At 37.7% G+C, this 21,819-nt stretch carries 26 protein-coding genes and 1 tRNA gene; 3 read left to right on the forward strand and 24 right to left on the reverse strand.

Annotation, left to right across the window (positions count from 1 at the left end; translation table 11 throughout):
- Positions 1-10 precede the first annotated feature (10 nt).
- From rplR to rpsJ, 18 genes are all read right to left on the reverse strand, one after another.
- Positions 11-367, reverse strand: coding sequence for a 50S ribosomal protein L18 (gene rplR / locus FNL60_RS09490; protein WP_002262324.1), 357 nt, complete (start codon positions 365-367; stop codon positions 11-13).
- 89 nt (positions 368-456) lie between these two features.
- A complete protein-coding gene (gene rplF, locus FNL60_RS09495; protein WP_002262325.1) occupies positions 457-993 on the reverse strand; it encodes a 50S ribosomal protein L6 in 537 nt (178 codons plus the stop codon).
- A gap of 412 nt (positions 994-1,405) precedes the next feature.
- A complete protein-coding gene (gene rpsH / locus FNL60_RS09500; protein ID WP_002265068.1) occupies positions 1,406-1,804 on the reverse strand; it encodes a 30S ribosomal protein S8 in 399 nt (132 codons plus the stop codon).
- A gap of 256 nt (positions 1,805-2,060) precedes the next feature.
- Positions 2,061-2,246: a type Z 30S ribosomal protein S14 gene (locus FNL60_RS09505; protein ID WP_002262327.1), complete on the reverse strand. Its 186-nt coding sequence runs from the start codon at positions 2,244-2,246 to the stop codon at positions 2,061-2,063.
- A 14-nt stretch (positions 2,247-2,260) separates the two neighbouring features.
- Positions 2,261-2,803, reverse strand: a complete 543-nt coding sequence (gene rplE / locus FNL60_RS09510) for a 50S ribosomal protein L5 (protein WP_002262328.1) — start codon at positions 2,801-2,803, stop codon at positions 2,261-2,263.
- A gap of 23 nt (positions 2,804-2,826) precedes the next feature.
- Complete coding sequence (rplX, locus tag FNL60_RS09515; protein ID WP_002262329.1) at positions 2,827-3,132, reverse strand: 50S ribosomal protein L24; 306 nt, start codon at positions 3,130-3,132, stop codon at positions 2,827-2,829.
- Positions 3,133-3,297: 165 nt separating this feature from the next.
- Positions 3,298-3,666 carry a 50S ribosomal protein L14 gene (gene rplN / locus FNL60_RS09520; RefSeq protein ID WP_002262330.1) on the reverse strand — a complete coding sequence of 123 codons (369 nt, stop codon included), beginning with the start codon at positions 3,664-3,666 and terminating at the stop codon, positions 3,298-3,300.
- A 26-nt stretch (positions 3,667-3,692) separates the two neighbouring features.
- Positions 3,693-3,953 carry a 30S ribosomal protein S17 gene (gene rpsQ / locus FNL60_RS09525; protein ID WP_002266286.1) on the reverse strand — a complete coding sequence of 87 codons (261 nt, stop codon included), beginning with the start codon at positions 3,951-3,953 and terminating at the stop codon, positions 3,693-3,695.
- Positions 3,954-3,973: 20 nt separating this feature from the next.
- On the reverse strand, positions 3,974-4,183 hold the full coding sequence (rpmC, locus tag FNL60_RS09530; protein WP_002262332.1) for a 50S ribosomal protein L29: 210 nt from the start codon (positions 4,181-4,183) through the stop codon (positions 3,974-3,976).
- Between the two features lie 9 nt (positions 4,184-4,192).
- Positions 4,193-4,606 carry a 50S ribosomal protein L16 gene (gene rplP, locus FNL60_RS09535; RefSeq protein ID WP_002262333.1) on the reverse strand — a complete coding sequence of 138 codons (414 nt, stop codon included), beginning with the start codon at positions 4,604-4,606 and terminating at the stop codon, positions 4,193-4,195.
- Positions 4,607-4,609: 3 nt separating this feature from the next.
- A complete protein-coding gene (gene rpsC / locus FNL60_RS09540; RefSeq protein ID WP_002262334.1) occupies positions 4,610-5,263 on the reverse strand; it encodes a 30S ribosomal protein S3 in 654 nt (217 codons plus the stop codon).
- Between the two features lie 12 nt (positions 5,264-5,275).
- A complete protein-coding gene (gene rplV, locus FNL60_RS09545) occupies positions 5,276-5,620 on the reverse strand; it encodes a 50S ribosomal protein L22 (RefSeq protein WP_002262335.1) in 345 nt (114 codons plus the stop codon).
- Between the two features lie 16 nt (positions 5,621-5,636).
- On the reverse strand, positions 5,637-5,915 hold the full coding sequence (gene rpsS / locus FNL60_RS09550) for a 30S ribosomal protein S19 (protein WP_002262336.1): 279 nt from the start codon (positions 5,913-5,915) through the stop codon (positions 5,637-5,639).
- A gap of 101 nt (positions 5,916-6,016) precedes the next feature.
- Positions 6,017-6,850 carry a 50S ribosomal protein L2 gene (rplB, locus tag FNL60_RS09555; RefSeq protein WP_002262337.1) on the reverse strand — a complete coding sequence of 278 codons (834 nt, stop codon included), beginning with the start codon at positions 6,848-6,850 and terminating at the stop codon, positions 6,017-6,019.
- Positions 6,851-6,867: 17 nt separating this feature from the next.
- A complete protein-coding gene (locus tag FNL60_RS09560; RefSeq protein WP_002262338.1) occupies positions 6,868-7,167 on the reverse strand; it encodes a 50S ribosomal protein L23 in 300 nt (99 codons plus the stop codon).
- Positions 7,167-7,790 (reverse strand): 50S ribosomal protein L4, encoded by a 624-nt coding sequence (rplD, locus tag FNL60_RS09565; protein ID WP_002262339.1) that lies wholly within the window; start codon positions 7,788-7,790, stop codon positions 7,167-7,169. The genes FNL60_RS09560 and rplD overlap by 1 nt, the downstream gene beginning before the upstream one ends.
- 24 nt (positions 7,791-7,814) lie before the next feature.
- On the reverse strand, positions 7,815-8,441 hold the full coding sequence (gene rplC, locus FNL60_RS09570; protein ID WP_002269600.1) for a 50S ribosomal protein L3: 627 nt from the start codon (positions 8,439-8,441) through the stop codon (positions 7,815-7,817).
- A gap of 235 nt (positions 8,442-8,676) precedes the next feature.
- Positions 8,677-8,985, reverse strand: a complete 309-nt coding sequence (rpsJ, locus tag FNL60_RS09575) for a 30S ribosomal protein S10 (RefSeq protein ID WP_002262341.1) — start codon at positions 8,983-8,985, stop codon at positions 8,677-8,679.
- Between the two features lie 319 nt (positions 8,986-9,304).
- On the opposite strand from rpsJ, the gene FNL60_RS09580 reads away from it, so the two are divergent.
- Positions 9,305-9,991 (forward strand): helix-turn-helix domain-containing protein, encoded by a 687-nt coding sequence (locus tag FNL60_RS09580; protein ID WP_002266894.1) that lies wholly within the window; start codon positions 9,305-9,307, stop codon positions 9,989-9,991.
- A gap of 190 nt (positions 9,992-10,181) precedes the next feature.
- On the opposite strand, the gene FNL60_RS09585 is transcribed toward FNL60_RS09580, so the two are convergent.
- The 6 genes from FNL60_RS09585 to FNL60_RS09610 form a co-directional block, all read right to left on the reverse strand.
- On the reverse strand, positions 10,182-12,569 hold the full coding sequence (locus FNL60_RS09585; protein WP_002279993.1) for a glycoside hydrolase family 68 protein: 2,388 nt from the start codon (positions 12,567-12,569) through the stop codon (positions 10,182-10,184).
- 286 nt (positions 12,570-12,855) lie between these two features.
- The gene (locus tag FNL60_RS09590; protein WP_002279992.1) at positions 12,856-15,297 is read right to left on the reverse strand and encodes an ATP-dependent Clp protease ATP-binding subunit; all 2,442 of its coding nucleotides are present in this window, start codon (positions 15,295-15,297) and stop codon (positions 12,856-12,858) included.
- Positions 15,294-15,758 (reverse strand): transcriptional regulator CtsR, encoded by a 465-nt coding sequence (ctsR, locus tag FNL60_RS09595; RefSeq protein ID WP_002262345.1) that lies wholly within the window; start codon positions 15,756-15,758, stop codon positions 15,294-15,296. Before ctsR ends, FNL60_RS09590 begins: the two co-directional genes overlap by 4 nt.
- A gap of 280 nt (positions 15,759-16,038) precedes the next feature.
- The gene (gene tsf, locus FNL60_RS09600) at positions 16,039-17,085 is read right to left on the reverse strand and encodes a translation elongation factor Ts (RefSeq protein ID WP_002266891.1); all 1,047 of its coding nucleotides are present in this window, start codon (positions 17,083-17,085) and stop codon (positions 16,039-16,041) included.
- 66 nt (positions 17,086-17,151) lie between these two features.
- Complete coding sequence (gene rpsB, locus FNL60_RS09605) at positions 17,152-17,937, reverse strand: 30S ribosomal protein S2 (protein ID WP_002262347.1); 786 nt, start codon at positions 17,935-17,937, stop codon at positions 17,152-17,154.
- Positions 17,938-18,126: 189 nt separating this feature from the next.
- Complete coding sequence (locus FNL60_RS09610) at positions 18,127-19,980, reverse strand: hypothetical protein (RefSeq protein ID WP_002279991.1); 1,854 nt, start codon at positions 19,978-19,980, stop codon at positions 18,127-18,129.
- 278 nt (positions 19,981-20,258) lie between these two features.
- On the opposite strand from FNL60_RS09610, the gene FNL60_RS09615 reads away from it, so the two are divergent.
- A tRNA-Cys gene (locus FNL60_RS09615) sits at positions 20,259-20,329 on the forward strand.
- Positions 20,330-20,773: 444 nt separating this feature from the next.
- On the forward strand, positions 20,774-21,730 hold the full coding sequence (locus tag FNL60_RS09620; protein ID WP_002270977.1) for a S66 family peptidase: 957 nt from the start codon (positions 20,774-20,776) through the stop codon (positions 21,728-21,730).
- Positions 21,731-21,819 lie beyond the last annotated feature (89 nt).

The raw sequence follows: 21,819 nt of genomic DNA on the forward strand, positions 1-21,819 counted from the left end.
GTCCTCCCTATTAGAATTTCAATCCGTTTTCACGAGCTGCATCAGCCAAGGCCTTAACACGTCCGTGATAGAGATATCCACCGCGGTCAAACACCACTTCAGAAATACCTTTAGCTACTGCGCGTTCAGCAACGAGTTTACCAACAACAACGGCTTGTTCAGTTTTAGTCCCTTTTGAAACTTCTTTGTCAAGAGTTGAAGCACTTGCGAGCGTTACACCCGCTACGTCATCAATCACTTGAGCGTAGATGCCTGTATTAGAACGGAAAATGTTCAAACGTGGGCGATCAGCAGTTCCAGAGAGTTTTCCGCGAACACGACGATGGCGTTTTTGGCGGATTTTATTTTTATCTGGTTTCGAAATCACAATTTTCACCTCTTAAATTTTATAATTGTCAAATTGACAGGGATGATCTAATAGTGTTTGTAAAATAGACAAACATTATTAGATCAATCTTATTTACCTGTTTTACCTTCTTTACGGCGTACATACTCACCAGCGTAACGAATTCCCTTACCTTTATAAGGTTCTGGAACACGAAGACCACGAATATAAGCTGCTGTCTGACCAACAACCTCTTTATTAATTCCATTAACAACGATGGCTGTAGCAGTTGGTACTTCAAACGTAATACCTTCTGGAGCCTCAACTTCATCTGGATGAGATTTACCGACTGAAAGAACAAGTTTCTTCCCTTGAAGTTGAGCACGGTAACCAACCCCACGCATTTCAAGTTCCTTTTTGAACCCTTCAGAAACACCAATAACCATATTGTTTAAGTTAGCACGAGCTGTACCATGGATTGTTTTCATTTCTTTGGAATCATTTGGACGATGAAGTGTTACTTCTGTTCCTTCAATTTTAATTTCAATAACTTTTGGGAACTCACGTGTAAGCTCTCCTTTAGGGCCTTTTACAGTAACAACATTATCTTTATTAGTGACTTCTACACCAGCAGGCAACGTGATTACTTTATTACCAATACGTGACATATTTATTCTTCTCCTGTTAAATTATCAAGCCGCCTGAGCGACTAGTTTTCACGGGGTACTCATGATACAAAGGAGTCAAAAACCAAAGTGAAAATAGATAACTTGACGAAGAAACACAGGTTTCTAGGAAAATTTATCTTTTTCACACAGGTTTTAACCTATGTTCAAATGAGTATAGTTGTTTATCTATTACGTTTTCAAGATACTGTTCAAATTAAACTACGTTGATTTAAACACAGTATTTTACCCGTATTCAATTAGTTCTTCAATGATATTAAATAACTATTTAGTTTAATAGTTAAACTGAACACGCTCTGAGAACTGTGCAAAATAGATAAGTGGACTTTTTTTGTAAACAAACTGCTCCAACTTCCTAATTTGCTTTGTTCTTTACAAGCTTTGTATCTTAATATTACCAAACGTAAGCAATAACTTCTCCGCCAATATTTTTTTGACGGGCTTCTCTATCAGTCAAAAGACCTTCAGAAGTTGAAATAATTGCAATCCCAAGCCCATTGAGAACTTTTGGAACATCTTCGCGTTTTGTATAGACACGAAGACCCGGTTTTGAAATACGTTTTAAGCCAGTGATAACTCTTTCACCATTTTGACCATATTTAAGAAAGATACGGATAATACCCTGCTTGTCATCTTCAATAACTTCAACATCTTTTACAAAACCTTCACGCTTAAGGATTTCAGCAATTCCTCTTTTGATGTTTGATGCAGGAGCTTCAACTACGCTGTGATTTGCTTGATTAGCATTACGAATACGAGTTAAGAAGTCTGCAATCGGATCAGTCATAACCATTAATTTTTTCTCCTTTTACTAGTAGTTTGAATCATTCACTTGCTAGTTATTTTTCTTTTGATACTTTTTAGAATGACAAAAGACATCAGCAGCCGTCTACAGCGTTTCATGACTAATGTTTGAGCCTATAGGTTCAAAACCTTTCTTGATTGATAAGCTAACCACTTATCAATCTTTTCACCTTAACAAAAAGTATCAGTCTTGGCTCGCTAGTGCTCACCGATAAGTTTGAAAAAAGCTGAAAACTCTTTTCAAACTACCAAGAAGCTTTTGTTACGCCCGGAATTTGTCCTTTGTATGCTAATTCACGGAAGCAAACACGACAAAGTTTAAACTTGCGGTAAACAGAGTGTGGTCGACCGCATTTTTCACAACGAGTGTAAGCTTGCGTAGAGAATTTTGCTGGGCGTTTGCTCTTAGCAACCATAGATTTTTTAGCCAATTTAAACCTCCTTATTATTTTGCGAAAGGCATTCCAAGGCCTGTCAGCAATTCACGCGATTCTTCATCAGTGTTAGCAGTTGTAACGATAACAATATCAAGACCACGGACTTTATCAACATTATCAAAATTGATTTCTGGGAAGATCAATTGTTCTTTCACACCAAGTGTGTAATTACCGCGTCCATCAAATGATTTTGTTGGGACACCATGGAAGTCACGGACACGTGGAAGTGAAACTGTCACCAATTTGTCTAAGAATTCATACATGCGTTGTCCGCGAAGAGTAACCTTCGCACCGATAGCAACACCTTCACGAAGACGGAAGCCGGCGATTGATTTCTTAGCTTTAGTAATAAGTGGTTTTTGACCTGAAATAAGCGCTAATTCAGCAGCTGCTTTTTCAAGATTTTTTGCATTTGACACAGCATCACCAACACCCATGTTAAGGACGATTTTATCAACCTTAGGAACGGCCATTACAGATGTGTAATTAAATTTTTCTGTCAATGCAGGAACTACTTCATTAAGATATTTTTCTTTTAAGCGATTTGCCATTATACTTCTCCTTTCCTTCGTGATTAATCAAGTACTTCGCCTGATTTTTTGTTGTAGCGAACTTTTTTACCATCAACAACTTTATAGCCAACACGACCCGCAACTCCATTTTTATCAAGAACTTGTACGTTTGATACGTGGATAGGTGCTTCCTTTTCTACGATAGCACCTTGAGGGTTCTCATTGTTAGGTTTTTGGTGTTTTTTAACAATGGCCACACCTTCAACAACAACTTTATTAATTTTCGGAAAAGCTTTAAGAACTACAGCTTCAACACCTTTGTCCTTTCCAGCAATAACGCGAACTTTATCGCCTTTTTTTACAAACATTAAGATTTTCTCCTATTCTTTCTTACGCCCTGAGGCACCCTGACAAAACCAGGGGACTATACTCACATCTATCGTTAGAGCTTCTCACTGAACCTTAGTTAGGCCTTTGTCACTCTGATTTGTCTAACGTTGATTTTTTGAGTACTATTGTTTGTGAGTTTTAAATTAAAGTACTTCTGGCGCTAGTGACACGATCTTCATGAAGTTACCTTCACGCAATTCACGAGCAACAGGACCAAAGATACGAGTTCCGCGAGGTGTTTTATCATCACGGATAATAACAGCTGCATTCTCATCAAATTTGATGTATGAACCATCAGCACGACGAGCACCTGATTTAGTACGAACAATAACGGCTTTCACCACATCACCTTTTTTAACCGCACCACCAGGAGTAGCTTGTTTTACTGAAGCAACGATAACATCACCGATGTTCGCAAATTTACGACCTGAACCGCCAAGAACTTTGATAGTCAGGATTTCGCGGGCACCACTGTTGTCAGCGACTTTTAAACGACTTTCTGATTGAATCATTTAAGTTTTTCTCCTTTCAGGCTTAATTAAATAATGACAGCTTCTTCAACCACTTCAACAAGACGAAAACGTTTTGTTGCTGAAAGCGGACGAGTTTCCATGATACGAACAATATCGCCTGCTTTTGCAGTATTGTTTTCATCATGAGCCTTATATTTCTTTGAGTAGTTAATACGTTTACCATAGACTGGGTGGTTACGTTTAGTTTCAACTACAACTGTGATTGTTTTGTCCATTTTATCAGACACAACACGACCAACTAGCGTTCTACGTTGTTTACGTTCCATTAGATTTTTCCTTTCCCAATCTATTCTTTCGTTTCTGCTTGCACGGTTTTAACACGTGCAATTTGCTTTTTCACTTCGTTCAAACGGGCAGTTTGATCAAGTTGACCTGCTGCAGCTTGGAAACGAAGATCGAAAAGTTCTTTCTTAAGTTCGTTTTCTTTCTTAGCAAGTTCTTCTTGAGAAAGACCACGAAGCTCTTTAACAAAATCTTTAATTTCTTGAAGTTTCATGTTTTCTCCTTATTCTGCTTCACGTTTTACGAATTTAGTTTTAACTGGTAATTTGTGGCTTGCAAGGCGAAGAGCTTCACGGGCAACTTCTTCTGGAACATCAGCAATTTCAAACATGATTTTTCCACGCTTAACTGGTGCGACCCAGCCTTCTGGAGCACCTTTCCCAGATCCCATACGTACACCGATGGCCTTAGCAGTGTAGGACTTATGAGGAAAGATTTTAATCCAAACTTTACCACCACGTTTCATATAACGCGTCATAGCGATACGAGCAGCCTCAATTTGACGATTAGTAATCCAGTGACTAGTTGTAGCTTGCAGACCATATTCTCCAAAAGCTACTTCCTTACCGCCTTTAGCTTCACCACGCATTTTTCCACGGAATTCACGACGATGTTTAACACGTTTAGGTACTAACATTTGTTATTTCCCTCCTTTAGTGTTTTTACGAGCTGGAAGAATTTCGCCACGGTAAATCCAAACTTTAACACCAAGCTTACCATAAGTCGTATCAGCTTCTTCCCAAGCATAATCGATATCCGCACGAAGTGTGTGAAGTGGAACAGTTCCTTCTGAATATCCTTCGCTACGTGCGATGTCCGCACCATTTAAACGACCCGATACTTGAGTTTTAATTCCTTTAGCTCCTGCACGCATAGTACGTTGGATTGCTTGCTTTTGAGCACGACGGAAAGCAACACGTTGCTCAAGCTGACGAGCAATATTTTCACCAACAAGGTGAGCATCAAGATCTGGTGATTTGATCTCAACAATATTAATGTGAACTTGTTTTCCAGTCAATTTGTTAAGTTGAGCACGAAGAGCATCGACATTTGCTCCGCCTTTACCGATAACCATACCAGGTTTTGCAGTATGAAGGGAAACATTTACCTTATTGACTGCACGTTCAATTTCAATAGTTGAAACTGCGGCGTCAGCCAACTCTTTTTGAATGAATTTACGGATTGCGAGATCTTCATGAAGGTAATCCGCGTATTCTTTTTCAGCATACCATTTTGCATCCCAATCACGAATGATACCGACACGCATACCAATTGGATGTACTTTTTGACCCACGATTTTACCTCCTTATTTTTCTTCTACAACTACAGTAACGTGAGTTGTACGTTTATTGATTGGTGAAGCTGAACCCTTCGCACGCGGACGGAAACGTTTCATCGTTGGTCCTTCGTTTGCGAAAGTTTCAGATACGACCAAATTAGCTTTTTCCAAACCAAAGTTATTTTCTGCATTTGCGACAGCAGAGTTAAGAGTTTTCTCAACAATACGAGCAGCTTTGTTTGGAGTGAATTTCAAGATTGCGATTGCGTCAGCAACGTTCTTACCACGAATAAGATCAAGCACAAGACGTGTTTTACGAGGTGAAACACGGACTGTACGAGCCATTGCTTTAGCTGAAGTAATTTCTGCCATTGTGTCCTCCTCCTAATTAACGACGTGTTTTCTTATCATCAGTTGCATGACCTTTGTAAGTACGAGTTGGTGCAAACTCACCAAGCTTGTGACCTACCATGTCCTCTTGAATGTAAACAGGAACATGTTTACGTCCGTCATAAACTGCGATTGTGTATCCAATGAAACTTGGAAAAATCGTTGAACGACGTGACCAAGTTTTAATTACTTTTTTCTTTTCGTCATTAGCTTGAGCCTCGATTTTTTTCATCAAATGCTCATCAACGAAAGGGCCTTTTTTAAGACTACGTCCCATTTTGTAATTTTCTCCTTTAAATATAGTACCACAGCGGCCTATCTGTATTAGAAATACAGATTACCGAGCTGGCGGATGTTTAAATTTTTTAAGTGATTAACCTATTTTTCGTTACGACGACGAATAATAAGTTTGTTAGATTTAGCTTTCTTGTTACGTGTTTTAAGACCAAGCGCAGGTTTACCCCAAGGAGTAGATGGCGCTTTACGTCCAACCGGTGCCTTACCTTCACCCCCACCGTGTGGGTGATCGTTAGGGTTCATTACAGAACCACGGACTGTCGGGCGAATACCCTTCCAACGGCTGCGTCCTGCTTTCCCAAGATTAACAAGCCCATGTTGTTCATTTCCAACAACACCAACTGTAGCACGACAAGTACCAAGAACCATACGAACTTCACCTGATTGCAAACGAACAAGAATATACTTGCCTTCTTGTCCAAGCACTTGAGCAGAAGCTCCAGCTGCCCGAATAAGTTCAGCACCCTTACCCGGTTTCAATTCAATGTTATGAATGAATGTACCAACTGGAATATTAGCAAGCGGAAGAGCGTTCCCCACTTTGATATCAGCTTCGGAGCCTGAAATGATACGTTGGCCTACTTCAAGACCTTTCGGAGCAACAATATAGGATTTTACACCATCCGTATAGTGAATAAGCGCAATGTTAGCCGAACGATTTGGATCGTATTCAATAGTCTTAACAACCGCCTCAACGCCATCTTTATTACGTTTGAAATCAATTAGACGGTAATGGCGTTTATGTCCGCCGCCTTGATGACGAACAGTAATGCGACCGTTATTGTTACGGCCAGCCTTGTTTTTTAATGAAACAAGTAATGATTTCTCAGGTGTGCTTGTAGTAATTTCAGCGAAATCCAAAGAAGTCATATTACGACGGCCATTTGTCGTTGGTTTGTAAACTTTAATACCCACGTTATTTCCTCCTTAGATTATTCTGCCTCAGCAGCTGCAAACAAGTCAATTGTCTTAGAATCAGCTGTAAGAGTGATGATAGCTTTTTTCGTTTTGCTTGTAAAACCTGTATAACGGCCAACGCGCTTTTGCTTTGGTTTTACGTTTACTGTACGGACACTTGCCACTTTGACACCATCAAAGGCCGCTTCAACAGCTTGTTTAATTAAAAGTTTATGAGCGCGAGTGTCAACCTCAAATGTATACTTACCTTCTTCAAGAGCATGCATTGATTTTTCAGTAACAACAGGTTTTTTGATTACATCGTACAAATTCATTATGCAAGAACCTCCTCGATATTAGAGATTGCTTCTTTAGTAACAAGAAGTTTGTCGCTGTTTACGATATCAAGAACACTTGCAGTTGCTGCGGTAGCAACCTTGACATTTGGAAGATTACGAGCTGACAACTCAGCAGCTTGATTACCTTCTTCAAGAATAACAAGTACTTTTGAATCAACATTAAGTGCAGCAAGTACTGTAGCAAATTCTTTGGTCTTTGGAGCTTCAAAAGAAAGAGCATCTACAGCTACAAATTTTTCATCAGCAACTTTTGCTGAATAAACTGACTTTAAGGCGAGACGGCGAACTTTTTGTGGAAGTTTATAGCCATATGAACGTGGAGTTGGTCCAAAAACAACACCACCACCACGCCATTGCGGTGCACGGATAGAACCTTGACGTGCACGTCCAGTTCCTTTTTGACGCCATGGTTTACGTCCACCACCTGATACTGCTGAACGATTTTTAACCGCGTGAGTACCTTGGCGAAGATTAGCACGTTGGCTAATAATAACATCAAATACTACCGATTCATTTGGTTCGATACCGAAGATAGCGTCGTTAAGTGTTACTTCACCAGCTTCTTTACCAGTTTGGTCAAATAGTTTTACGTTTGCCATGTTAACTGATTTCCCCTTTCTTTATTATTTAGCAGCTTTAACTGCTGATTTGATGATGATAAGAGATTTCTTAGCACCTGGCACATTACCCTTGATAAGGATAACATTTTTTTCTGGAACAACTTGAACGATTTCAAGGTTTTGAATCGTTACGCGGTTACCTCCCATACGTCCAGCAAGGTTTTTACCTTTGAATACACGGTTAGGTGCTACAGGTCCCATTGAACCTGGACGGCGGTGATAACGAGAACCATGAGCCATAGGGCCACGTGACTGACCATGGCGTTTAATGGCACCTTGGAAACCTTTACCTTTAGTTGTACCAGTAACATCAACAACATCACCAGCCTCGAATTGTTCGACTGTAATTTCTTGTCCAACTTCTAAGCCTTCAATGTTTTTAAATTCACGAATGAAGCGCTTAGGAGCTGTGTCGGCTTTTGCCACATGGCCTTTGGCAGGTTTGTTGCTCAATACTTCACGTTTATCATCAAAACCAACTTGAACTGCTTCGTAACCGTCTGTTTCAACAGTCTTAACTTGAAGCACAACATTTGGAGTTGCTTCGATGACAGTAACAGGGATAAATTCACCAGATTCAGTGAAGATTTGAGTCATTCCCACTTTTTTCCCTAAGATTCCTTTTGTCATGAGAAAATATTTCCTTTACTTAAATTATTTAAAAAGTTTTTTATGAGCGTTTTTTATGCTCAAAAAAGTTTTTAACGAGCGTTTTTTGTGCTCAAAATCAAGATACTAAGAGCGTCAAACTCAATGTGAAAATAGGAAAATCGATGACGGCTCGACAAGCCTAGGCGATTTTATCTTTTTTTACGTAGAGTTTAGCCCGTGTTCAATTCCGTTTGAACTGGTTCTTAATATTTGATTAAAGTTTAATCTCTACGTTTACACCACTTGGAAGATCAAGCTTCATAAGCGCATCAACTGTCTTTTGCGTTGGGTTCACAATATCAATCAGACGTTTGTGAGTACGCATTTCAAATTGTTCGCGAGAATCTTTGTATTTATGAGTCGCACGAATAACTGTGTAAAGACTGCGTTCAGTAGGAAGTGGTACAGGACCAGCAACGCTTGCACCTGTACGAGTCGCTGTTTCTACGATTTTTTCTGCCGCTGTGTCAAGTGTACGGTGTTCGTAAGCTTTCAAACGGATACGGATTTTTTTGTTTGCCATCTTTTCTCCTCTCGTCTATTTAAAATAATAGGCTAGCTCCACAAGAAAACCGACAGGCTTTTGCGTGGCAATGCAACCGAGCGTATCGCAACCTCTTGTATCAAAGCTAAAGGCTGATTTTTACAGCACCAAATCAGTATAACAAATAAACCTTTTTATTGCAAGGCCATTTCGACGTTTTTTATAAAAAACTCTGAATTTCAATTTAAAGTGTTAATCAGACAAAAACAATGATATAAATAAAAGTCATTCTTACTTGCTTTTACTAGTTAAAAATGATAAACTCATAATTAGTTTATAAACTAATTATGAGGAGTATATGTTTTCAAGTCAAAAATTAAAAGAAAGACGAAAAAAACTTGGTCTTTCGCAAGCACAAACAGCTGATAAATTAGGAATTAGCCGACCTTCTTATTTTAACTGGGAAATTGGCAAAACAAAACCAAATCAAAAAAACTTAGATAAATTGGCTCACTTATTAAAGGTTGATTCTGCTTACTTTTTATCACAGCACGATATTGTCGAAATTTATACCCGTTTGAATGAAAGCAATAAAACTAAAACCTTAAAATACTCACAGCATTTACTAGAACAACAAGATAAGGAAAGGAATCTAATGAAAAATAAACGTTATCCCTACAGAGTTTACGAAAAATTATCAGCAGGCACAGGCTATTCCTATTTTGGTGATGGCAATTTTGATACCGTTTTTTATGACGAAGAAATTGATCACGATTTTGCGTCTTGGATCTTTGGAGATTCAATGGAACCTATTTTTCTCAATGGTGAAGTTGCCCTTATTAAACAAACAGGATTTGATTATGATGGCGCCATTTATGCGATTGATTGGGATGGACAAACCTATATAAAAAAGGTCTACCGTGAAGAAACGGGCCTTCGTCTTGTTTCTCTCAACAAGAAATACGCTGATAAATTTGCTCCTTATGATGAAAATCCTCGAATCATTGGATTAATTGTAGGAAATTTTATCCCCCTTGAAGGCTAATGACTCTGCGTAAACTTGAATAATAAAAAGTACAAAAGAATTTACTGAGTTACACCTCACAAGTTAGACAAAAGATCTAAACTATGAGGTTTTTTTCATGCAATCAAAAAGACTCTATAAATCATCAGAAAGGAGTTCACCCACTTCAGATATTATAAAGTCTTTTGTTTTGTATATATAAAGAAATGCTTTATTTAAAACCAATGCTTACACAGAAAGCACTGAAAAGAGCTAATAAAGCTGCAAAGAAAGAATTTCCTTTTTTCTGTTTCTTTTCTGTTGAAACATGATGAGCTTTCTTTGTTTCTTTTGTGTTATTAATCGATTTTTGAGAAGGTTTGACAGAAATATTTCCGCCCGCAGAGACATTAAAGGCAACATTAAGAGACCCACCTGAATTCCTTGATTGGTCAATTCGACCAGCGGAGTCATTATTTACTTTGACAGGTTTAATAACGAGATGACCATCAAAAGAGACTTCAAAAGAAATAATGTCATCTGTATGAATTGGTGTTGATGGAACAGTTGGTTGATATTGTCCCGGTGTATGTGGCTTCAAACCGTAGCCACCAATAACATTCCAATCAATATAACCATCATTTTCACCTGGAAGATAGGCTGTATCCAGCGTGCCAACAGTGTCTGTCGTGCGACTTGGTTCATCCCAAATCCAATCACCCTGTTGTGTCATTTCTGCTAAGACTTTTGTAGTCCCATCTGGTAAAACCTGAATCAGAAAACTAGGTGCCCAGGTTGAATTCTTACCTTTACCTGCGACTTCATTACGATTGGTCATATAAGCCGTCATTAACAGGGTATCAGATGATCCAGCTACTGGAACAGCATAATAAGAGTAAGTCGCCGTTCGCCAATCTGCTGGAACTGAAGCTGTTAAAACCACACCACTATTATTTAAGGGTTTGTAGCCGTTAGTCAATTGATCAGAAACATAACCTAGCATAACGACATTATCACCAACAACTTCATTTGCTTTATTCCAAGCATCGTTGTTACTTCCGTGATTAAGACGTGAAGCTGTAAAAAGATAGTACTTATCTCCTAATTTAACCACATTGGGTCGCTCGAGTTCATCCGAAACCATTGTTGAACTTAGTAAAGGCGTGTAAAATTGATCTACCTCAGGTGTTTTTTTATCGCCCTTAAGTTTTAAAATACCAATAGCTGCATTGGCCCAGCTTGCACGGTTATACATATCTTGATCATCTAAAAATCTAAAAAGACTTTTAACATTATAAGCAGAGCTGCCGCCATAGTTAGTAAAGTTGTAAATCTGATCTTCACCTTGATAATTCTCTGTACCTGTACTAGCCTCAAAGACAAGATAGCGATCTCCATTCTCATCTTCAATGACATGTGGATCACGCATAGCAATATTATCAGCACCTGTAAAGGTTGAACGCCATTGTTGATAACTTTGATAATGATAGCCATCACCGCCTTCAGGCGTTAAAACTTTATCATTTTCAACAGAAAGAATTCTAACATCTTGGTCATCAAAGCCAAGATTTACAGTCGCTGTTGCTAAACGTTGATTGTTACTGTTTTTGTCACTAGTATCAACCTTGGTGTAGAATAACTGCAAACTTCCATCTTCATTTACGGTAGCTGAACCTGACCATTCTTGAGTTAGGGGTGTTTCATTATAACCAAAGATAGAACCTGCATTTTTCCAATGATCAAAATTATTATCTCCATATTTATTATAAAGAAGATAAATATGATTATCATTAGTATTTGGAATGCCCATCATAGCAACAACAAGCTGATAACCATTCCAATTAATAACTTCACCAGTCTTAGCATCCTGAACTGGCCAAGAATCCCAAACATCCAAATCAGCTATTTGACCCGTTTGGGCATCACGCGTTGTAGCCGCCTTCATATTTTTGATTGCTTTTGCATTAAAATAAGGGATAGCATAGCGTTCATCTTGAGCTATCAACGTTTGAGCAATCTTGTCAAATTCTTGATAGGTCATTTGATGACCCGTTTGAGCATCACTCGTTAATTTAACTTTATTTAATGCTTCAACTTGCTTTTGTGTCAAACTGCTTAAATTAATACCAGCTTCAGTAGCAATCTTACGAGCCTGTTCTGTTAGGCCGTATTCATCTATTGTATTCTTTGGCGTAGTTATGTCAGCTTCTTTAGTTGCCTTAGCCTTTTCATTTGTTTGACCTACTTCCGGTGTACTAGCTGCTGTTTTAGTTACGGTAGCTGCTTGATCCTTAGTTTTACTTGCTTTTGATTCAACAGCAGCATTATCTGTTATCACCTTAGTTGTTTGATCAGTGTTCTCAACAGTAGCAGCTGCGGGATTTGTTGATGGTGTTTCTTGAACTTCAGTCTTAGCCTGATTTTCTGCTGCTGATGATGAAGCAGTTGTATTTTCTTGAACCTGACTTCTTTCAGCCAATTCTGAAGAAACTTGAGTTGAATTGGCTTCATCTGCCTGAACAGAAGAGAGCCCAATTCCAGTCAGCATAGCAGTCGTGATGGTGGCTACCACCCAAAATTTCCCTTTCTTATACATCTTTTTTCTAACTTTAGTTTCCATTAGCAAACCTCCTTTTTTATTATTGTTACATTATAATCCTAATTTATAACAAACACGATATCATTTATGTTAATTTTTAGAAACTTTATTTATGAAAAAATCGTTTTTTCATAAATTTCATCTCATTTTCATGACATAAAAACAAATTCACATATTAGATTAAGCTGAAATTAAAAATATCTCTTGAACCAAAAAACAAGAGATATTTTTTTATAATCTTTTAATATTGGGGACACTGAAGTAGGGTAAAGCGAGCTAACAAATTTATGAAAAATAGACTAGATAATTATACAATATCAAATTTTAATTTTTCTTTTTGAATACCTATTTTCAGAGTCTGTCCACTAGCTAGTTTTCCCGAAAGAATAAGCTCTGCTAACTTATCTTCCACTTCTGTCTGAAGTGTCCGACGCAAAGGACGTGCCCCCATTTCAGCATCATAACCTGCCAGAGCTAAATGTTTCAAAGCTGAAGGCTGAAACTTAAGTGTAATCCCCTGATCAGCCAAATGGGCAATCAATGGAGCAACCATAATTTTAACAACATGGCGTATGTCTTCTTGACCAAGGTTATGAAAGACAACTTTTTCATCAATACGATTAATAAATTCAGGTCGGTAAACCTTTTTTAATTCCTCTAAAATACGACTTTCCATGGCCTTATAATCCTGGGAAAAGCTTTTAGCTCCAAAACCAACGGTTTTATCATCACGAAGCGCAGTCGCACCCAAATTAGAGGTCATGATAATAATCGTATTTGAAAAATCAACTTTGCGACCACGGCTATCTGTCAAAACACCATCATCAAGTACTTGAAGTAAGATATTGAAAATATCTGGATGAGCTTTTTCCACCTCATCAAAAAGAAGAACAGAGTAAGGTTTGTTACGAACCTTTTCCGTCAACTCACCGCCTTCTTCATACCCCACATAGCCCGGAGGAGCTCCATTAAGGCGAGAAGCTGCAAATTTTTCCATATATTCGCTCATGTCAAAACGAATAAGAGCTGACTCATCATCAAAAAGCACTTCTGCCAAAGCCTTAGCAAGCTCTGTTTTACCAACACCTGTCGGCCCCAAAAACATGAAAGAGCCAATGGGACGTTTGCCAACCCGAATTCCGGATTGATTGCGGCGAATAGCACGGCTGATACTGGACACCGCATCGTCTTGACCAATTACACGCTTATGTAATTCCCTTTCGAGATTAAGGTACTTTTTACTGTCAGCCTGTGTTAATTTTTTGACAGGGATGCCTGAAAGTTTGCTGAGAGTAGCTAGGATATCTTCTTCCTTGACTTCAGCTCGTTTTTTAAGTAGAGGCTTCTTCTCCTTTTTCAGCAAACGCTTAGCTAATTGGTAATCGTTAGTGATAAGAGCATGATCTAAATCTGTCAAATAAGCTGGTGCCTTTTTTTTCACTAAGCCTTGAACAGTTGCACTAGCTTCATCTAAAAGATCGATAGCCGAATCAGGTAAATTTTTACCACTTAAATAACGATGTGCTCCTTTGACTGCCGCCATTACGGCTGCATCAGAAATAATAACATGATGATAAGTTTCATAACTCTTCTTTAAACCAAGCAAGATCTGATAAGCTTCTTCTTCACTTGGTTCTTCAATAGTTACCTTAGCAAAACGGCGAGAAAGAGCAGCATCTTTTTCAATATGCTTTTGATACTCCTCTTGAGTAGTCGCTCCAATCGTTCTAAGACTGCCGCGCGCTAAAGCTGGTTTAAGAATATTAGCAGCATCCAGCGTACTATCAATACCACTTCCTGAACCCATAATGGTATGCAGCTCATCAATGAAGAGGACAATGTGACCATCTGCTTCAATGTCTGCAATAATTTGATTCATTCGTTCCTCAAAATCGCCACGAAAACGAGTCCCTGCAACAACACTCATCATATCGAGCTCTAGTACTTTCATATCTGCCAATTCAAAAGGAACGGCACTATCCACAATACGTTGAGCAAGGCCGTAAGCCAAGGCCGTCTTCCCAACACCAGCATCGCCAACTAAAACAGGGTTATTTTTTGTCTTACGGCTTAAAATTTGAACCATCCGTGAAATTTCTTGTTCACGGCCAATAACAGGTTCTAAACGACCTTGTCTTGCCAACTCCGTCAAATCCCGTGTAAAATCAGCTAGTTCACCTGTAACGCTAGGTGGCTTCATTAAATCAGAAAAGCTGCTGCTATTTTTGACCTTTTTAGGTTTACGCATTTCAAAGATGGCCTTAATGTCCTCTTTGGAAAAGCCAGCATAACGTTCAATCACTTTTCGCAGATCCAAAAGACGGATGGACTCTCCATCATCTTTGGCGTGAAAACCAACTAATTCTAAAATGCGAGTCGCCAAAAGATTAGGATTCAGTAACATAGCAAAGAGAACATGTTCTGTGCCGACTTCTTTAGCGTGTGTCACCTGACTAATAGCAGCGGCCTCTGCTAGGGTTCGTTTTAAAGCATGTGATTGCTCTAAAAGCATAATATCATTACTCGAGGACTTAGGCTTTTTACCAATCGCCAAAATAGCAGCAGCCTGATAATCCTCAAAACGGACATCTGCTTCAAACTCCGCAAAACTTAAACCAGCCACTGAGGAATCAATCTCTACCATTGCAAGAAGGACATGCCAGCTTTCTAAATAGGAACTTTCAAAACGAGCTGCTTCAAACTGCGCCAATCGAAAGACTTCCTGCATTTTTAATGAGTAATCGGTCATAGATGGTATCCTTTTCTATCTAAACGTTGTAATATTTTGCGAAGCATACGGGCACGAATTCGAGAGCTCTCTTCTCCAAGAACATCATCTCCTGAACTCGCCAAAATAATATTCCCTTCACGCTCGCTAATAATTTTCTCATCAAAGAGAAGTTGAATAATATCTGTAAAAACTTGCTCGCTAATTTGTTCACCAATAGTCGCTTCTAAATCATTGAGCATCTGGTGTTGGTCTGAAAAACGGATTTTAGCAATCCTAATATAACCGCCACCACCACGTTTGCTCTCAACGGCATAACCACGGCTCTCTGTGAAACGCGTCTTAATGACATAATTAATCTGACTGGGAACAACACTAAAATTATCTGCCAGAACACTTCTTTTGATTTCCGCGAAGCCCGACTGTGCTAAGATTTTTTTAATATATTCTTCAATACTGTCTGAAGTATTTTTTGACGTCATGCTTCCAACTCCTTCCCAGTCACTTTGACTATAACTGACCTTATTATATCGAAAATTTGTTTTTTTGGAAAGCCAAAGGAAATCTAGTTTTAAAAAATATGTCGTTTACTGATTCATATTTTGGATAAAAAGTCTACCATGTACTTTACAACAAAGTATAAAGAATTTAAATCTTTAAAAGTTTAAAACAGTACAATAAAAACGACTTTCAGTAACAGCACTCTAATGTTAGAGACAACATTCTAACTTTGGAGTACTGTTCAAAAAGTCGCTTTTTATTTTATTTATTAAGAGCAGCTGCCATGGTTGCAGCAACTTCATTTTCAAAATCGTTAGCTGCTTTTTCAATACCTTCGCCGACCTCAAAACGAACAAAGCTAATCACTTTCCCATTTACGGATTCCATATAAGCTTCAACAGTCTTACTGTCATCCATAATGTAAACTTGTGATAACAAAGTATATTGTTGGTCAACCTTCGTATTGTCCAAGAAGAAGCGAGCCATTTTACCAGGAATGATTTTATCCCAAATTTTTTCAGGTTTGCCTTCAGCTTTAAGCTCTGCCTTGATATCTTCTTCAGCTTGAGCAACGACTTCATCAGTTAATTGACCTTGTGAACCGTATTTAAGAAGCGGAAGAGCTGGTTTATCAACCATAGCGCGGCTTTCATTATCTTGTTCAATTTTATGGTTCATTTGAGCCAATTCATCATGAATAAATTCTTCGCTCAATTCTTTGTATGAAAGAACACTTGGGTTCATTGCAGCAACATGCATGGCAAGTTGTTTGGCAAGAGCTTCATCCGTATTTTCACCTTCAAGGACCGTGACAACGCCAATCTTACCACCATTATGCTGGTAGGCACCGAAAACTTGTTTATCAGCTTTTTCAACAAGAGCAAAACGGCGGAAAGAAATTTTTTCTCCAATGGTTGCTGTTGCATTGACATAAGCAGCCTCTAAAGTATCTCCAGCTGCTGTTTTTAAAGCAAGGGCTTCTTCATTGTTAGCAGGTTTACCTTCAGCGATAACTTTAGCTGTTTCATTGACTAAGTCAACAAATTGAGCATTTTTAGCAACAAAATCGGTTTCGGCATTAACTTCCACAATAGCGGCAACATTGCCATCAACATAAACACTTGTTAAACCTTCAGCGGCAACACGGTCAGCTTTTTTAGCTGCTTTGGCCATACCTTTTTCGCGAAGAAGTTCAACTGCTTTTTCCATATCGCCTTCAACTTCAACCAAGGCTTTTTTGGCGTCCATGACACCAGCACCAGTTTTTTCACGCAATTCCTTAACAAGAGCTGCAGTAATATTTGCCATGATAATTCCTCCAAATTTTAATAAAAAGGGAGGGCTTAGCCCTGCCCTTTAGGATTTTTTCAATCATTAATTTTCGTTTGCGCCTTCAACAACTTCAACAATTTCTTCAATTGAATCTGCTTGTGTTTCTCCAGCTGCAAGTTCTGCTTCAACAGCTTCAACACTGTCTTCACCTTGACGACCTTCAATCACAGCATCAGCTAATTTGCTGGTAATCAATTTAACGGCGCGGATCGCATCGTCATTTGCTGGGATAATAACATCAATATCGTCTGGATCAGCATTAGTATCAACCATAGCGACAACTGGAATTCCAAGTTTCTTAGCTTCTTTAACTGCAATTTGTTCTTTGTGCGGATCAACGATGTAGATAATATCTGGAATACGAGGCATATCTTCGATACCACCCAAGAATTTTTCAAGACGCGCACGTTGCTTATTAAGAAGAGCAACTTCTTTTTTAGGAAGAACATCAAAAATACCATCAACTTCCATTTGTTTGATTTCTTTCAAACGTGCGATACGTTTTTGAATTGTATCCCAGTTTGTCAAAGTCCCACCCAACCAGCGGTGGTTGATATAGTATTGACCAGCACGTTCTGCCTCTTCTTTAATCGCTTCAGAAGCTTGTTTTTTCGTACCAACAAACAAGATAACAGCATCATTTGCTGCAGCATCACGAACGAAGTCGTAAGCTTGATCAGCTAATTTTACAGTTTGTTGAAGGTCAATAACGTGAATTCCATTACGTTCTGTGAAGATGTACTTAGCCATCTTAGGATTCCAACGACGCGTTTGGTGACCAAAGTGCACACCAGCCTCGAGGAGTTGTTTCATTGAAATAACTGCCATGAGTATTTCTCCTTTTATGTTTTTTTGCCTCTCTCAGACTTCAACTTGCAATCTAACCCAAAAGGCAACGAGATCACAATTCATCTAAGATGAGTATTTGCTGCTTACACAGCTCTATTAGCATAACAAAAAAATTGAATTTTGACAAGTCCGTTTATTATTACTGCATACAGATTAAATACTTTTTTATTAGCTTATTTTTTGCTTTAGATTTTCATCAACATACTGTCTGATTTTCTTCGAACATAGGATGATAGTTTCTCCTATTTTAGATAAAACCATCCATAATTGCTGTCGAACCTTCCTAGGAAGCCAAGCTAGAATTTCTATAGTGTATCCAATACACTGTACAAATGTCTTTTTGTAAGCTATTTGAACATGTCCTGAATGTGATACAGAAATCGTAGCAAAACCATTATATAAGGCTTTTTCTGTCACCTTAGGTTTTTTGGCCTTAGAATATTGAGCTAGCTCTTCTTTCGATAATTTTTGATAGATTATTTTAGGCTGTGTTCCGACAGCTTTGTCGCTATAGTACGCTTTATAACCCTTATACCAAATTCTCGGTACAACAATTGTCTGAGGTTGATTGCTTTTAAGCGAAACATCAAATTCTAAATCATTATATTTTTGCCGAACATTCTCAATAACTACCTCCTGCTGATTATAAAGAAACTGATTGAGGCTTAAACCATTTCGCATATCATCATGATTGACAGAAAGGTTGAGATATTCATCTCCACTAGTATCATAAGATAGCTGAAGCGGATTTTTAAATGCCTTTACAGCAAAGGTATTGGTGTTTTTTAAATATTCTATACTTTCTCGATATTCTTCATAACTATATTTATAAGGCTGTGTTACTATATAATAACCAAATTGAAAGATACAGATTGAAATAACAAGGTATTTATTAAAAGAAATACACGCTGCCATCAAGACGTATATTGGAAGAAAATACACCAATCTATTTGTATATTGAAAAACACCTAAAAAACTATACTTTAATATTTTCCACGGAATTAATGTAGTGGTTGAGAAAAGCAATAAGAGTGACATCAAAATAAGCTTTCGAGAAACGCTTTTAATCCAAAAACTAGATACCAATCCTATAACGATAATAACTATAGCAATTGGAAATTGATAGTTGATAATAGCATCTCCAACACTATTTGGAAGCATTAAAATCTTAGCTGGAAATGGAAAATCTCTTATTATCCAAGATACAAAAAAAGTTTGAGATTGAGTTTGCTCTACATATTGAAAAATATAGCCACTAGTCATAATAAGACCTATAACTAAAGACAAGGAGAATGAAAAAAGTTTTTGTCGTGTTAGCTGGTTACTATTTAATAATACAAATATAGCAGAAGCAATTCCTAGCACTATTGTTGATATCACATGTGTTTGAATGAGCAAAGATATAACTGCCGCTAGCAACATAGGATTGTAGCGTTCACTATATATGACCTTATACAGGCTATAAAATAATAATGGTATCAAAGGAATAGCAGCCACCATCCCATATCCAAAAAATGGTATGGTAATAGGCAGTATCAAGGCAAAAATAAAAGCTCGCTTTTTACTTTTACTCATCTGATATAAGGAATAAAAACCTGTCAGAGAGGAACTGTAGATGAGCAGAAAAGCATACACTGAGTATGCAAACGTGGCCGTTTTTGTTGCTAAAAATACAAGGGCCGGAATATAAAGCTGCCAATTCCCATAAAACATGGTTACAGCATAGCCAGAGTTATTAGCTATTACATAATTTAAATTAGGGAGCCAGTCTCCATTTTTTAGAGATTGAGCTAAGCCGACTATTCTAGACATATGAAACGAATAATCATACATCCAGCTACCGCGGTTTATAGAAATATATGATATATAAGTTATTATTATGGCATAGATTAAAAAAACAATACTATATGATAAATAACTGCTAAGCATTAAAGAATTGTCATTGGAATCGTTACTTGAATTTTTAATTTCTTTATTGCTTTTTAAATTATCTAAAAAACGTAACCGAAAATCTTTTATCATTTTTCTCCATTGGATCGCTGTAACATTCTCTTCATAACTTTATAATTTTTATGCAGATGATTGCCAACCTTTCAATCGATTTCCTTATCCGCATCTTGTTCAAGAATTAACTTCTAATATTATAGCACATTATAAAAATTAAAAATGCTTATTTTAGATTTTATCTGGTTTTTTACCTGTATAATTATAACCGCATTTACCCTATCAGCAATTAAGACGGTAGTGATAGGAAAAAACTTGACCTGACTGATTTTTTAAGGTAAAATAAGGAATGTTATGGCGGTATAGCCAAGTGGTAAGGCACGGCTCTGCAAAAGCTTGATCGTCGGTTCAAATCCGTCTACCGCCTTTTGTAAAAAATCTCCTAGTCCAACTAGGGGATTTTTTGTATCGAAACGAAATATTTTAAAATAATTGTTATTTTTGTCCTCAAACAGTAATCAAAATGATAAAATAAGTAATAGAAAGATGTTACTGTAAACAAGCCTATTTTAAGCTCTACAGAATTCAAGATTATTTCTTTTATTAACGAACGGAATAAGCTTTAAAAGAGGCTTCTCGCTGTGAGAAAAGGTGACAGAACCGTTGATGTTTCTGCCACTTGGAAGAGTTTCAAATCTTAGGTATGGAATTTCAAAAGAAGTCGCTACTGTTCTTATCATCTAAGGAAAGCCTTAAAAGAAGATTTTCTTGAATCTGTATAGAGACCTTTTAATACTGTTGAAAAACATTGCTAACAATAACCTAGAAAAAATGTCACATTTAGGGGATTACTTATGGGGAGGAAAGATGAATGAAAAAACTAACATATGGTGATCATATCAGAGTGCTTAGTCCATCAAATTCTATTGAAAGTTTAGGTGGATTCAATGCCAATTTATCGGCTAAGAGAAGACTTGAAAAGTTAGGCTTTACAGTTTCTTTTTCTAATAACTATATGGAAAATGATCTGCTCAATTCCAGTTCTATCGCCAGCCGTGTTTCTGATATTCATGACGCTTTCAGAGAAGAACATGTCAATGCCATTCTCTCAACAATCGGTGGTTTTAATGCTAATGAAATCTTACCTTATTTGGACTATAAACTCATTAAAAGTCACCCTAAAATTATCTGTGGTTATTCAGATACAACGGCTCTTTTAAATGCGATTTATGCCAAAACTGGAATGGAAACTTACATGGGACCGTCTTACTCTAGTTTTAAGATGGAAGAAGGTCAGGACTATCAAAGCAGAATGTGGCTAAATGCCGTTACTAGACACATTTACAACTTAGTCCCTAGTGATAAATGGTCCAGCGACCCTTGGTACGATCCTAGCCAACCACGTCATTTTATGCCTACAGAATGGAAAATTTATAATAATGGCAAGGCTGAAGGGATAGCCATCGGCGGCCATTTAGCCACCTTTGGTCTTCTACGTGGAACTGAATTTGCTCCTAATCCTGAAAATTATATCCTTTTCTTAGAGGGATCTGAAGAAGAAAATCCTACCGAAATTTCTCGCCATTTAGCTGCTGTCCTACAAACCTACTCTAATCCTCAAGCCATTATTTTTGGACGTTTTCCAAAAGAGTGTCAAATGACCGAGAAAATTTGGCATTTCATCCTTGATAAACATCCTGTTCTAAAACAAATTCCAGTCATGTATGACCTTGATTTTGCTCATACACAGCCTTTGTTTACCTTTACTATCGGCGCTAAGGTCACTATTGATACCATTTCCAGAGCTATTCAATTTAAAACAACATAAATTAAGATTGAATTAGAACAAATTTTGTCTAATCGGTTATCTAGTGTCAATGAAAAAACGCTTGAATTAAAATTTTCAAGCGTTTTATT

The sequence above is a fragment of the Streptococcus mutans genome, from assembly GCF_006739205.1.
In the GTDB taxonomy this organism is placed as follows: domain Bacteria; phylum Bacillota; class Bacilli; order Lactobacillales; family Streptococcaceae; genus Streptococcus; species Streptococcus mutans.